15 protein-coding genes, 2 tRNA genes and 2 pseudogenes are annotated in these 12,811 nt (G+C 38.1%); 10 read left to right on the forward strand and 9 right to left on the reverse strand.

Annotated features, from left to right (window positions below; translation table 11 throughout):
• Nucleotides 1-8: 8 nt before the first annotated feature.
• Together LNM86_RS05220 and dksA are read left to right on the forward strand one after the other, a co-directional pair.
• Nucleotides 9-542 carry a flavin reductase gene (locus tag LNM86_RS05220; RefSeq protein WP_241438720.1) on the forward strand — a complete coding sequence of 178 codons (534 nt, stop codon included), beginning with the start codon at nt 9-11 and terminating at the stop codon, nt 540-542.
• A gap of 328 nt (nt 543-870) precedes the next feature.
• On the forward strand, nt 871-1,287 hold the full coding sequence (dksA, locus tag LNM86_RS05225; RefSeq protein WP_241438721.1) for an RNA polymerase-binding protein DksA: 417 nt from the start codon (nt 871-873) through the stop codon (nt 1,285-1,287).
• A 53-nt stretch (nt 1,288-1,340) separates the two neighbouring features.
• Here the strand turns inward: dksA and LNM86_RS05230 are convergent, their stop codons facing one another.
• Nucleotides 1,341-1,859: a flagellar biosynthetic protein FliO gene (locus LNM86_RS05230; protein WP_241438722.1), complete on the reverse strand. Its 519-nt coding sequence runs from the start codon at nt 1,857-1,859 to the stop codon at nt 1,341-1,343.
• A 208-nt stretch (nt 1,860-2,067) separates the two neighbouring features.
• Between LNM86_RS05230 and LNM86_RS05235 the strand changes: the two genes are divergently transcribed.
• Nucleotides 2,068-4,614, forward strand: a complete 2,547-nt coding sequence (locus LNM86_RS05235; protein WP_241438925.1) for an ATP-binding protein — start codon at nt 2,068-2,070, stop codon at nt 4,612-4,614.
• 271 nt (nt 4,615-4,885) lie between these two features.
• On the opposite strand, the gene purN is transcribed toward LNM86_RS05235, so the two are convergent.
• Nucleotides 4,886-5,497 carry a phosphoribosylglycinamide formyltransferase gene (gene purN, locus LNM86_RS05240; RefSeq protein ID WP_241438723.1) on the reverse strand — a complete coding sequence of 204 codons (612 nt, stop codon included), beginning with the start codon at nt 5,495-5,497 and terminating at the stop codon, nt 4,886-4,888.
• Nucleotides 5,494-6,597 (reverse strand): phosphoribosylformylglycinamidine cyclo-ligase, encoded by a 1,104-nt coding sequence (gene purM, locus LNM86_RS05245; RefSeq protein ID WP_241438725.1) that lies wholly within the window; start codon nt 6,595-6,597, stop codon nt 5,494-5,496. The genes purN and purM overlap by 4 nt, the downstream gene beginning before the upstream one ends.
• 193 nt (nt 6,598-6,790) lie before the next feature.
• On the opposite strand from purM, the gene LNM86_RS05250 reads away from it, so the two are divergent.
• Nucleotides 6,791-8,002, forward strand: coding sequence for an AI-2E family transporter (locus LNM86_RS05250; RefSeq protein WP_241438726.1), 1,212 nt, complete (start codon nt 6,791-6,793; stop codon nt 8,000-8,002).
• Nucleotides 7,999-8,688: a DnaA regulatory inactivator HdaA gene (hdaA, locus tag LNM86_RS05255; RefSeq protein WP_241438727.1), complete on the forward strand. Its 690-nt coding sequence runs from the start codon at nt 7,999-8,001 to the stop codon at nt 8,686-8,688. Before LNM86_RS05250 ends, hdaA begins: the two co-directional genes overlap by 4 nt.
• Before the next feature lie 141 nt (nt 8,689-8,829).
• Here the strand turns inward: hdaA and LNM86_RS05260 are convergent.
• Nucleotides 8,830-9,105 (reverse strand): annotated as a pseudogene (locus LNM86_RS05260) (Arm DNA-binding domain-containing protein); the annotation flags it as partial.
• A 418-nt stretch (nt 9,106-9,523) separates the two neighbouring features.
• Between LNM86_RS05260 and LNM86_RS05265 the strand changes: the two are divergent.
• The 3 genes from LNM86_RS05265 (at nt 9,524) to LNM86_RS05275 (ending at nt 10,107) form a co-directional block, all read left to right on the forward strand.
• Nucleotides 9,524-9,600, forward strand: a tRNA-Pro gene (locus tag LNM86_RS05265).
• Nucleotides 9,601-9,691: 91 nt separating this feature from the next.
• Nucleotides 9,692-9,997, forward strand: coding sequence for an ETC complex I subunit (locus LNM86_RS05270; RefSeq protein ID WP_241438728.1), 306 nt, complete (start codon nt 9,692-9,694; stop codon nt 9,995-9,997).
• Nucleotides 9,998-10,030: 33 nt separating this feature from the next.
• A tRNA-Arg gene (locus LNM86_RS05275) sits at nt 10,031-10,107 on the forward strand.
• 90 nt (nt 10,108-10,197) lie between these two features.
• On the opposite strand, the gene LNM86_RS05280 is transcribed toward LNM86_RS05275, so the two are convergent.
• The 5 genes from LNM86_RS05280 to bgtA form a co-directional block, all read right to left on the reverse strand.
• Nucleotides 10,198-10,590 carry a helix-turn-helix domain-containing protein gene (locus tag LNM86_RS05280; protein WP_241438577.1) on the reverse strand — a complete coding sequence of 131 codons (393 nt, stop codon included), beginning with the start codon at nt 10,588-10,590 and terminating at the stop codon, nt 10,198-10,200.
• 125 nt (nt 10,591-10,715) lie between these two features.
• Nucleotides 10,716-10,934, reverse strand: coding sequence for a hypothetical protein (locus LNM86_RS05285; protein ID WP_241438395.1), 219 nt, complete (start codon nt 10,932-10,934; stop codon nt 10,716-10,718).
• Nucleotides 10,927-11,133, reverse strand: coding sequence for a hypothetical protein (locus LNM86_RS05290; RefSeq protein ID WP_241438579.1), 207 nt, complete (start codon nt 11,131-11,133; stop codon nt 10,927-10,929). The genes LNM86_RS05285 and LNM86_RS05290 overlap by 8 nt, the downstream gene beginning before the upstream one ends.
• Nucleotides 11,066-11,293 (reverse strand): hypothetical protein, encoded by a 228-nt coding sequence (locus LNM86_RS05295; RefSeq protein WP_241438581.1) that lies wholly within the window; start codon nt 11,291-11,293, stop codon nt 11,066-11,068. The genes LNM86_RS05290 and LNM86_RS05295 overlap by 68 nt, the downstream gene beginning before the upstream one ends.
• Complete coding sequence (gene bgtA / locus LNM86_RS05300) at nt 11,290-11,952, reverse strand: gene transfer agent endolysin BgtA (protein WP_241438583.1); 663 nt, start codon at nt 11,950-11,952, stop codon at nt 11,290-11,292. Before bgtA ends, LNM86_RS05295 begins: the two co-directional genes overlap by 4 nt.
• Nucleotides 11,953-12,132: 180 nt before the next feature.
• Between bgtA and LNM86_RS05305 the strand changes: the two are divergent.
• Both LNM86_RS05305 and LNM86_RS05310 read left to right on the forward strand, forming a co-directional pair.
• Nucleotides 12,133-12,455: pseudogene (locus tag LNM86_RS05305) on the forward strand (type II toxin-antitoxin system RelE/ParE family toxin).
• 12 nt (nt 12,456-12,467) lie between these two features.
• Entirely contained in the window at nt 12,468-12,779 is a 312-nt protein-coding gene (locus LNM86_RS05310) for a helix-turn-helix domain-containing transcriptional regulator (protein WP_241437610.1), read from the forward strand.
• Nucleotides 12,780-12,811 lie beyond the last annotated feature (32 nt).

Here is a 12,811-nt window from a genome sequence, read left to right on the forward strand (position 1 = left end):
TGAAGGATATGTCAAATCATACAATACATTTAATGCCTGAAATTCAACATAATATTACTGTTTCTTCGCAAGAATATCGCGATGCTATGAGCCATTTCGCTGGTGCTGTGCATATTGTGACAACCGATGGTCTTAAGGGAAGGCGAGGGGTAACCGTTTCAGCATGTTGTTCTTTATCTGATGATCCCCCAACGCTTTTGGTTTGCCTTAGGCGGCATAATCCTAAGAATCAGTTGTTTGTAGAGAATGGAATTTTTTGTGTTAATAGTTTGTCAGGAAAACATCGTTTACTAGCAGATGTCTTTTCTAGGCGTTGTAATTCTACACGAAATGAACATTTTAATATAGCACAATGGGGAACTTTGCAGACTGGTGCTCCTAGTCTTTTAGACGCTTTAGCATCTTTTGATTGTCGTTTGATTTGTTGGCATGAACATGCAACCCATAGTGTTTTAATTGGTGAAGTCGTTGCCATCAATCGCAGTCAAGAAAAAGACGCTTTGATGTATTTAAATCGTGAATATCATACGCTCCTTTTATAGGGACTTTATTTTTTGCATATTGAGATGATTTGTTGTTGGTACATTTGAAGTTTGGCTTCATCAATGGGAGGATTATTTTACATGATGTTGAAAGTCCGCATTTTCTTTTATTTATAGGCTTATAGGTGTTTGTGAAAGAAAAGGGGAAAATATCCTGACCTGGAATTATGACAAAAGTGTGTGTGTTATACAAAAAGTGGTTACAGATTTTCATTATGATGGCTTTAAACATATTGATCGGTTGTTATAAAACGGTATTTTACTCTTGTGTTGATCGTTGTTGCGCAATATATAGACCGCACATACCATATACGGAGGTTTTTATGGCATGAGCGAAGAGGTTGATGATCAATATCGCCCTAGTGAAGATGAGCCTTTTATGAATGAACGGCAAAAGGCATATTTTCGTGCTAAATTGGTTTCTTGGAAGAACGATATATTAAGAGAGGCGCGCGAAACTTTAGAAAATTTGCAAGAGGAGAATGTTGGTCAGCCGGATTTGACTGATAGAGCATCTTGCGAAACGGATCGCACAATCGAATTACGTGCTCGTGATCGTCAGAGAAAGCTCATTTCAAAAATAGATGCTGCTTTGGAGCGTATAGATAATGGGACTTACGGTTTTTGTGAGGAAACGGGCGAGCCTATCAGTATAAAGCGTCTTGAGGCGCGACCAATTGCATTTTTATCGTTAGAAGCACAAGAACGTCATGAGCGGCGGGAGAAGGTTTATCGTGACGATTAACGTCGATGAGGATGGTAAGAAAATGAAATACATGGTAGTAAAACTTATGTGTTTTATTTTTTAAGGGGGGGAATAAATAAAGAAGGTTCTTGTCGTCCTTCGATTTCAGCGGTAATCGCTGAGTCTTCCACGTTTTGATTCGTAAAAGGATTGGAAGCTTTTTCCTTTATCTGTTCTCTTTTTACGGAGACAGATTTTTCTTCGCTAAGATCGAGAGGAGAATTGGTTCGTGTCGTTATTAAGGTTGATGGTGTTTCGCTTTTTTGTATGAGAGACGTGTTGGTGATATTGGATTCTACGACAATATCTGTTACTCCCCCAATAAGAAGTAAATGCTCTTTATCATCACAACGGATCAAAACAAGGCGACGTGTGCGGTCTATAGCAATTGTTTCGCAAAGCGTTAATCGCGATAGAGATTTTTTTCTGTTGAATATAGATTTCCCTCTTTTAAAACGGCGTAAAAAGAGGATGATTGCAGCAATGGCTGTGATTGTTATTATGAAAAATATAAAGCTTATGGTTATGTTAGCGGCGGATGTGCCTATTTGGCTTGATAACCAGACATACATAAAACTTCTCCTATTTTAGAATGAAAATAGTATTTTCTATTGAGATGTTTGTAAATATACCTTTAAAAGGTTCAGTTTTGATATAAAAACAGAGATTTTTAACATTGAGTGATTTTTTTTAGAAAGATATATTGATATAAACTTCATAAAAATGCTTATGGAGGGAGTTTGTGGCATAAAAAACGGCTATAATCAAGGCAAAGTGAAGATGGATAAAGGTTTTGAAAAGAGCGAGAGATCATCGTCTTTTTCTCTATATCGAAGAGGCATGGTTCTCTTTGTTGTTTTTATAATAGCTATTCTCTTTATCATAGGGATTTTGAATTTTTTTTATCCGCACAGCTATTTGCAAAAGGTTGGATTGGTCTCTTTTTTGGCTTTAGCCGTTATAGGGGTTGTTGCGCTTGTTTTGTGTGGGATAGGGGTTTTAAGATACAATGCAACGCAGTGGCACGATGAACTTGACCTGAGTATCTTTAATAACACTGATGATGCAATCATTGTCTCTGATTTGTCAGGTTTTATTCATTATTCTAATCAACGTTATCGAGAAATTCTTACTTATAAGCCTCAAACCTCTTGTTATGTTGTTATTGCTGATCTTCCAGGAGCTGGTGCACTTTCCTATCGCTTAAAAGTTGCAGCATGTCGTCATCTTGCCGCACAAGAAGAATTAAGAATAGAGCAGTCGATTTTTACCCATTCTACAGATAAAAAAATATTTTGGTATAATATCTCTGTTCAACCAATCACAAAACGTGGGAAAAAGCTGTTATTCTGGCGTATTGCTGATATTTCGCATCTACAGAAATATCGTGAAGTTTTTTTCTCGAATCTTCAAGAAGCTATCAATCACTTAGATCAAGCTCCTGTCGGTTTTTTATCCGTTAATACACAAGGGGTGATTCTTTATGCAAATGCAGTTTTTGCTGAATGGTTTTCCATTGATTTGGCAAATTTTACTGTTGGTCAATATCGTTTTGATCAATTTTTAAAGAGCGTTGGAGCTAGTAGCACATGGAGTGATATTTGTTTGCAAAGCAACAAATATCAAAGTTCAGGTTACTCTTTGCCTTATACGTTTTCGTTATGTTTAGATGCAGAGGCTGCTGAGAAGAAAACATTAAATTGTTTTATCTGTGCTTCTTCTCTCTCAGAGAATGAAGCTATTTATCGTATTGTAATAATCCCACAACAAATAAAAAAGAGAGAAAACGAAGATCAAATAAATTTACCGAGTGCATTGTTAGAGTATTTTGATGCGAGTCCCTTTGCGATCGCTGTGGTGGATCAGAAAGGACAATCCCTTCATATGAATAACGCCTTTTCATCCCTTATGGGATGTATGGGCACAACACTTAATCTTTATGATGTCATCTCTTATCGTGATCATGCACAGTTAGAACGCATATTGCAAAAAATTACAACAAATAAAAATTATACAACTTCGATAGAAACCGTTTTAAAAAACAATGAAGAACGTCATGTGCGTCTCCATGTTATGTCTGTAAAGTTATATGATGATGATGATGTCTTAAGAGATTTCGCTATTCTTTCTGTCATAGAAACAACAGAACAAAAAACACTTGAAGACAAAATGGTGCAGAGTCAGAAAATGCAAGCTGTTGGGCAATTGGCTGGCGGCATTGCACATGATTTTAATAATGTGTTAACAGCAATTTTGATGTCATGCGATCTGCTTTTAAATACACATCGTAGTTCTGATCCAGCTCATGCTGATCTTATCAATATCAAAAATAATGCTAATCGCGCTGCTGCGCTTGTACAGCAATTATTGGCTTTTTCTAGAAAGCAAACGCTTCGCCCTGAAAAGGTTGATTTTACAGACTTTTTATCAGATATGCGCAATCTCATTTTGCCTCTTTTAGGCAATAATATTCAATTGAAAATTGTTCATGGCAGAGATTTGTGGAGCGTTGAAATCGATCAAGGGTCTTTCCAGCGTGTTATTATGAATTTAGTCATTAATGCGCGTGATGCGATGCCAGATGGAGGTGTTGTTACAATTGCAACAAAAAATATCACAAAGCAACAGAGTGCGGAATTTGATCATGTTGGTTTTGGAATTGGTGAGTATGTGCAATTAACTATTTCAGATACAGGAACTGGTATTTCAGCTGCTGCACAAGAAAAAATGTTTGAACCATTTTTTACAACAAAAGAAGTTGGAAAAGGAACAGGACTTGGTTTATCGATGGTTTATGGAATTATCAAACAGACAGGTGGTTCTATTTACTGTGAGAGCCGAGAAGGTGAAGGGGCAACATTTCATATCTTTCTTCCTCGCTATATTCCTGATATCCGTGGTGAAATCCCCTCGCAGAATGAAAAAGTGGAAGAGCAAGAGAAAAATACAGATTTAACAGGATCTGCGACTGTTTTATTGGTTGAAGATGAGGATTCTGTCAGAATGGGTGGTGTAAGAGCCCTTCAAATGAGAGGATATACTGTTTTGGAAGCCGCAAGCGGGGTGGAAGCACTTGCTGTTCTTGAAGAAAATAAAGGTGCTGTTGATATTATTGTTTCCGATGTTGTCATGCCAGAAATGGATGGTCCTACTTTGCTCAAAGAGTCACGTAATAAATATCCTGATATTAAATTTATTTTCGTTTCTGGGTATGCGAGAGACGCTTTTACTAAAAATCTTCCACAAGATGCTGTTTTTGGCTTCTTATCTAAACCCTTTACACTCAAACAGTTAGCGATAACAGTGAAAGAAACACTTGAACAATAAAAAAATTATTTAATAGAGAAGTGCTTTATTTTAAGATTTTTGAGACAAAAAGTCAGACTGTCTTAAAAGGATAAACAAAACAATGCATAAAGTGGGTGAAGTGAATGAGTGAGAGTATTTGAGAAAATTAAATATAAGAAATTTAAAAAGAGGGTATAGGTTTTTGTAAAAAATATTTGTTAGACAGTAAATTCTGTTATGTAAAAACCTCATAATAGGGGAGATTGAGGAAAGTGCTAAATGCAATGCTAAAAAGTGCTGTTTGATATAATCAAAAGGACAAGAGTTGTTGGTGAGGATCTAGTATTTTGTTGTTTCCTTCAATGAAAGCTTTCAAAGCCGCAGGATAGAGTTTATGTTCCACTTTAAGAACTCTTTGGGCTAAACTATCAGCAGTATCATTTGGACAGACTGGAACGGCTGCTTGAGCGAGAATCTTTCCGGCATCCATGTCTTCTGTAACAAGGTGAACAGTGCAACCAGTGATTTTAACGCCTGCTTGTAAAACCCTTTCATGCGTATTTAAACCCTTAAATGAAGGTAAAAGAGAAGGGTGGATATTTAAAATTCGTTCCTCATAAAGTTTTACGAAACGCTGTGAGATAAGACGCATATAACCAGCAAGGCAGAGCAAATCCGGTTGATATTGGGCTAAAACCGTCAAGATAGATTCTTCATGTGCTTCCTTGGTCGGATAATTTTTGCGATCAACAACATGAACAGACAAACCATTATGATGCGCCTTTTCAATACCAGCAGCGTGAGGATTATCACAAATAACTGCTACAATTTCAGCGGGATATTCCTGTTGTTTGCAGGCTTTGGCAAGGGCAATCATATTGGACCCATTGCCAGAAATAAAAACTACAATTTGTTTTTTCATAATTGAAGTACACCTTGGTAGAGTATTCCTTTATCTTGACGTTTTTTCACAATGCCGAGAGGAGTAATGGTTTCTCCTTGCATTTCAAGTGCTTGTGTCACTTTTTCAACTTCGTGTTGTGCTACGATAACAATCATGCCAATGCCGCAATTAAATGTACGTAGCATCTCTATTTTCTCTATTTTGCCTTGTTTGGCAATCCATGAAAAGACAGGTGGAACATTAATGGCAGAAAGATTAATTTCAGCGCATAGAGAAGAAGGAAGTATTCGTGGAATATTTTCAGGAAATCCCCCCCCTGTAATATGAGCAAGTGCTTTTATTCCTGTATAATTTTTTATGATTGGGAGAAGCGATTTTACATAAATGCGTGTTGGTGTGAGGAATGCTGTACCAAGGCTGATTTGAGGATTAAAGGGGGCTGGGGATTCCCATTTTAGATTACTTTGCTGAATGATTCGTCTTATAAGAGAAAAGCCGTTGGAATGAACCCCCGATGCGCTAAGACCTAAGATAATATCGCCTTCTGTAAGGTCTTTTGCAGGAAGTAATGCGTTCCGTTCGCATGCCCCTACAGCAAAACCCGCTAAATCATAGTCTCCTTCTGCATACATTCCCGGCATTTCCGCAGTTTCTCCACCAATGAGAGCCGCACCTGCTTGTTTACATCCTTCCGCAATACCGGAAACAATTGCTGCTCCCTGTTCAGGATTAAGCTTACCCGTTGCAAAATAATCGAGAAAAAAGAGCGGTTCAGCGCCTTGCACGAGGAGATCATTGACACACATAGCGACAAGATCAATTCCTACGGTATCATCAACACCTATTTCAATGGCAATTTTTAACTTTGTTCCGACACCATCATTGGCTGCTACGAGAATAGGATCTGTGAAGCCTGCTGCTTTTAAATCAAAGAGGCCCCCAAAGCCGCCAATTTCAGCATCAGCTCCTGGTCGCTTTGTTGAGCGTATAAAGGGTTTAATTTTTTCTACCATGGCATTACCCATATCGATGTTTACACCGGCCTTTGCGTAGGTAAGTCCATATTTGGATTCATCATTTGTGATTTCTTGATTATTTGTGATTTCTTGATTGCTCATTGGAGCCTTCCTTATGAAAAATCAGATTTTGACGTTATGCAATGCCATGATAGAGTTATCTCTGCAAGAGATATAGAGTTATCTCTGCAAGAGATATTGATTATTTACCATTTAAGAGAAAATAAGCAACTCTACTTGAGACCTATGTTGAAGAAGTTTATAATCTTTGTGAAGAGTTTTTTTAGGATATTTTATGAGCAAGATATCAGATAATCATGGACATTCTTCTTGGCAGCTAATGAAAAAGAAAGTTAGTAAGAATGGATCCCATGATCGTTATAAGACTTATGTGCCAGCTTATACTCGAATGCCATTACCGACTAATGTAAAAAAACAAGTTTTTTTCTGGCTTGGTACGTTGATCTTTTTCATTCTTTTTATGTTTGTTTTTGGATCTGTTTTGCTTCCTTTCGTAGCAGGCATCGTGTTGGCTTATTTTCTTAATCCTATTGTTCAATTTCTTGAAAAAATTGGTATTCGCCGCGCTTTTGGTACTATTCTTATTACCTTGTTTATCATTGTTGTTTTTGTTGCTGCTTTAATCATTTTAATTCCTATTATTACTTGGCAAATACAGCAATTTATGAGTGACGGTTTGCCTGTTTATATGAATCGTATTCAAACTTTTTTCGTTGAACATGATTTCGATTGGGTTAGACGTTATTTTGGCAGTGATCCAAATGAATTACAGAGTAATATTAAAGGGCTGTTGGGAAAAAGTTCTGATTTTATTACCTCTCTTTTAAATTCACTTTTGAAGTCAGGAAAATCTATCGTTAATCTCGTGAGTCTCTTTGTGGTCGCTCCTGTGGTGGCATTTTACATGTTATTAGATTGGCCGCGTATGGTTGCAACTGTTGATTCGTTGATACCGCGAGATCATCTTGAAACCGTTCGTAGTATTTTTCATGAAATAGATCGAGCTATTGCTGGGTTTGTTCGTGGACAGGGAACAGTTTGTTTAATATTAGGAGGATATTACGCGATTGGTCTGACGATTACAGGGCTTAATTTTGGTCTTTTAATTGGTATGTTTATTGGCCTTATCAGCTTTGTCCCTTATATTGGTACAATGAGTGGTTTTTTACTCTCCGTTGGTGTTGCATGGGTTCAGTTTTATCCAGACAGTTGGGGATGGCTTATCGTTGTTGTCGTGCTCTTTTTAATTGGGCAATTTATTGAAGGCTACATTCTTCAACCAAAACTTGTGGGGTCATCCGTAGGACTGCATCCAGTGTGGTTGATGTTTGCACTTTTTGCTTTTTCTTCACTCTTTGGATTCACGGGGATGCTTGTTGCTGTTCCTGCAGCAGCGGCTGTTGGTGTTTTGGTTCGTTTTGCTCTTCATACTTATCTTAATTCTCAGTTATATTCGCGAAATGGAAATTCGGAGTCATTAGAATGAATGGGAGTGAAACGCAATTACCCTTAAACTTTTCTTATAATTCAGCTTTCCAATTTGATGACTTAGTGGTGACGGAAAGCAATCGTATGGCTTTTCAACTTATTGATCATTGGCCAAACTGGATCTTACCTATCGCAGTGTTGGTTGGAAAGGAAGGATCTGGAAAAACCCATTTTTCTAGTGTATGGGCACAAAAAGCTGAAGCCTTCGTTGTTTCTCGTAATAAAATTGATCAGGCTGTTGCAGTGGCTTCTTCAGGAAGTCCCTTGTTAATTGAGGATATTGATGCCGGTGAAATCAGTGAGAGAGGACTTTTTCACTTAATTAATAGCATTAAGCAAGCAAATCTTGATGCGTGTCGCGCTACTTTGTTGATAACTGCACGCACAGTTCCTTCTGTGTGGGATTTAAAGTTAAATGATCTAAAAAGTCGCCTTAATTCGGTTATGTTAGTGACTATTAATCAGCCTGATGATGCATTGTTAACAGCTGTTGCTTTTAAACTTTTTTCTGATAAACAGATTATCGTTCATCCAGATGCTGTTTATTATCTTGTAAGGCGTTGTGAACGTTCTTTATTTGCATTGAAACGTGTGATTGATTCTGTTGATCGGTTAGCATTACAGAGAAAAAGTAAAATAACGCGTGCTGTTATTGGTGAAGTTCTTAATATGCAAATACAGTAAAATACCTTTTATCATGGTTCAGATTATTCAAGAAAGAGTACTTTTATTCTCTTTGTTATTATAGTGTGAAGGCAGGCAGTACATGGTTTCAGTTCTCAGCCTTTTAAACATTTATCGATGGTAAATAACCGCATATTTTCATTTGTTTTTTTTCATGGTATATTTTTTAATGGGGTCACGACCTTCGCGTAAAACAGAACGCCATTGGGTTGCCAATTCACGGGCTTTTTTTTAAGAGACATTTTTTAAAGTACCCAAGCCCATTTCACGACGCCGTCCGTGGATGGTATAGCGGTAAAGCCATTGAGCACCACCATCTTTACGCTTATGAAGGTGCAAGCCGGCACCATCATACTCTTTACCGCTCCCCAATGTTTTGCGACAGCCCTTGGTATTTAGACGATTCATAACAGGCATTTTTGCTTCTTTTTAAACGGTTTTTTACCCACACAACAACCCCGCTTATGGTGTGCAGAAACATCGTTTCACTTGATTCAACATAAGGGGATTTGAATTGAGAGAATCTTAATATTCAGGGGGCTCATTCAACAGGCAAAATAGCAAATTATCATTATAAATCAACATCTTGTACAATGTGTTTCATATGCATTATTTGAAGAATATGGGTAAGTGCATTGTTTGTTGACATGGAGTCAATTCTTTCTCTTGTGAAACCCCTTTTCTTTTTTCTGTAATCAATGTTTTTTCGCAGAAAAAAGTTCTAAAATCCTTTTTTCCTGTAAAGAAAAGCAATAAAATTAAAGAAAGATGTGTTTTTCTCTTGCACTTCTGTTATGAAAATTTTAGGAAATATCCATTGGATCAATATGAATGGCGGAGCGTAGCGCAGCTTGGTAGCGCACCTGATTTGGGATCAGGGGGTCGTAGGTTCGAATCCTATCGCTCCGACCATGTTTGATTTTATACAAGAGAATGGCCCAATTGGGTGCGTGTGATGGAAGGATTATCGTTCAAGCCCTGTGTATTCTGAAGGAAAGTGATCATGATCGCACGTATTTATAGCCCTGCGAAGACAGCGATGCAGTCTGGTAGGAGAAATACTGGTTTTTGGATTTTACAATATGAGCCGCTACAGGCGAAAATGCGTGATCCTCTTATGGGATATACGGCAACATCTGATATGAATAATCAGATAAGAGTCCAATTTAATAACAAAGAAGAGGCCATTGCTTTCGCACGCAAGAATGCTATTCCCTATCGTGTAGAAAAAGCACATAGATCGATTCGGCGTGCTGTTTCTTATTCTGATAATTTTCGCAGTGATAGGCAGCAATCTTGGACGCATTGAGTGAAAGGTGCTATTATTGGGAAATGATCAGTTGGTCCCGTAGCTCAGCTGGATAGAGCAACGGCCTTCTAAGCCGTGGGTCACAGGTTCGAATCCTGTCGGGATCGCCATTCAATCTTTAACCATAAATAACTTACTGATTTTCCATATGTTTTTTTAAGGTGCGGGATACATGAATAAAGGTTAGGGAATAGGGTTTTCTAACATTCCTCCGCAACACGAACATTTTTTTGGCTTTTCTCTTCTCTAATCGTTTCTAGTATTCCTTTGAATGATTCTAAATCCTGTTGTGAAAAAACCTTTAAAAGTCTTGTAAACATGCCAACGGTTTCACGACACAAGGGATCAGACGACTTGATGGTAAAACTGCTGCGACAAGCATCCGATTCTCTCCTTAGACGGGCGGCTGCCTCTTGATTTAAAGCGTAAACCTCTATGATCTTTTCTTCCATGCCAACGGGTACAGATTTTTTGCCAATTTCTACAGATGATAAAAATGGGACAGAGATGTCTAATTTCTTAGCCATATCTAAAAGACGTTCAGAGTGATCTATGCGAAGTTTGCGTAAGGTTTTACCAAAGGGTGTAATCATCTAAAAAATCCTATGAAACAAATGAACATTCACCTTGATTCTAGCATATTTGAAAATTATTTCTCTCAATTCTTAGGAAAGATTTCTTTTCAAAGGGAAACTATTTTAAGAGAGATATGGAGGAACTAACTCTTTGAAAACCACTGTTTTAAATGGGCAAAAACATTGTCTATTGCATCCATAATCCGAGCAAAGTCAAGGATGAGTAAAAAGAGAAAAAAGGCTATCCACTTCATCAAGCGAGACATCATTTTTACATTTTGATAAGTGATGATTATTTCTTGAAGCATTTCTTTTTCTGCTTCTGTAAGCGCGGTGGTTTTTTTAGTGTTTTTTCTAGCCATGTTTCCACCCACATAAATATTCACCCTGCTTGTTATGCTTTAAGATCTCTCTTGCTAAGTTTGAACTGATGATGTTCAAATCTTGTCGCTGCAAATATATCGGCAACCAACCCACACAAGAAGAAGCAACTTTATTTGTCGCGCAACCAGTGAGAGAGATCAGTACGCACATCAGCATCACTTTTTTTATTAATTTCATTTTCTACCTCAAGCCGTGTTGTTGCAGTCTTTAAAATCTTCTCTGTTTGCTTTTGCTGTTCAGTTCTTTTGCCAAGAACAAAAGCTTTTGCTACAATCATAAAAAAAGCGGCTAAAGCCGCACCTGTTAGCATCAGATTTTTTTTCATCCATAAAATCATAATTTGTGTTCCTGAAAGCGTCTTGCGACACAGAAAAGACCGGCACAGGCGGCTAAAACCATAATGGTTGCCAATGCCCATTGGATGGGACCATTGCCCGCTAACAAGCCGCCAAGACCAGAGAAAGAACCAATGATGGGGGCAAGCGCTTCCGCTTTGAAAATCCCCATTGGCTGTTTGGTTTCTACTGGTTGATAATTGGAGGAAACATAAGCGCCTTTTGCCCATAAGCCTGCTTCTGCTGTACGCCGGTGTACGAGACCTTGAAGGCGCTTTCCACCCGCTTTGGTCCATTTTTGTAATTCAGAGGGGATTGCTTCATATTCACCTTGATTGAGTTTTTTTAACAGTGTCGAATTGCAAAAGGCTGCTGTTCCTACATTATAACAAAAGGACACGAGTGCTGCGAATTGTTCGTCTGTTAAGGAAACTTGAACAGCGTGTTCAACAGCATTCTCAAATTGTTGCAAATCATGGCAAAGAAACTCTTCTGCTTGTTCTTCAGTGATTATCATGCCCTTATGAACAAAGGGTTTTCCAGCAGAATTTGTATGTCCATAACCAATGGTCCATATACCAATGGCATCTTTATAGGCGTTGAGACGCAAGCCTTCCCATTGTTTAATAAGTGCTAATCCTTCTGATGATATTTTTCTCATAGGTTTCTCCATAAAAAAAGCTCCGCACAAGGCAGAGCTGGATTTAAAAGTGAATCTCTTGTCTCTTCGAAAAGATGGCTTATTAAAACTTATGTAGTTTTTTCACTGAAACATAAGAATATTTTTCTCAACTTTTCATTTTCCTCTTGACAAATATTCGTTTATAAACGAATATATATCATGTTTGAAATACGTCACTACCTTACCTCTGATGGCAAAAACTTGATAACTGATTGGCTGCGAAAGCTCCGTGATGTACAGGCTAAAACTGCTATTATTCGCCGCCTTAATCGCTTAGAGCAAGGAAACTTTGGTGATTTTAGCCGCTTCGTGATGGTGTTCATGAACTGCGTATTAATATTGGTCCTGGCTACCGAGTTTATTATGCACAGTCTGGAAAGACCGTATTGTTGCTATTATGCGGCGGTAGCAAAAAAACACAAGATACTGATATCACTCGCGCATGTGCTTGTTGGCGTGATTGGCAAAACCGTGAAGATTAAAGGAGTGCAAAAATGAAAGACTGTAACCATGATGATGCAATGGCGGAAATTTTCTATGATGACCCTAAGATAGCAGCAGCTACCCTTGATGCAATCCTAGCAGATGGTGATCAAGGTGAATTGCTTGTAACACTTCGCCAAATGGCTAAAGCTTATGGTGGTGTTCAAGCTGTAGCTAAAGCAGCCAACTTGAATCCCACACAGCTTTACCGTACACTTTCAGAAAAAGGCAATCCAGAGTTTCGCAGCCTGAATGCTTTACTGCGTACCATGGGATTTCGCTTAGCTGTACAGCCTCTTGAACGACCAGTTCCACACGTTTAATCTGTTGTATTGAGTGTATTAATTGTCTTCTT

The organism is Bartonella machadoae (assembly GCF_022559585.1).
GTDB classification, from domain to species: domain Bacteria; phylum Pseudomonadota; class Alphaproteobacteria; order Rhizobiales; family Rhizobiaceae; genus Bartonella; species Bartonella machadoae.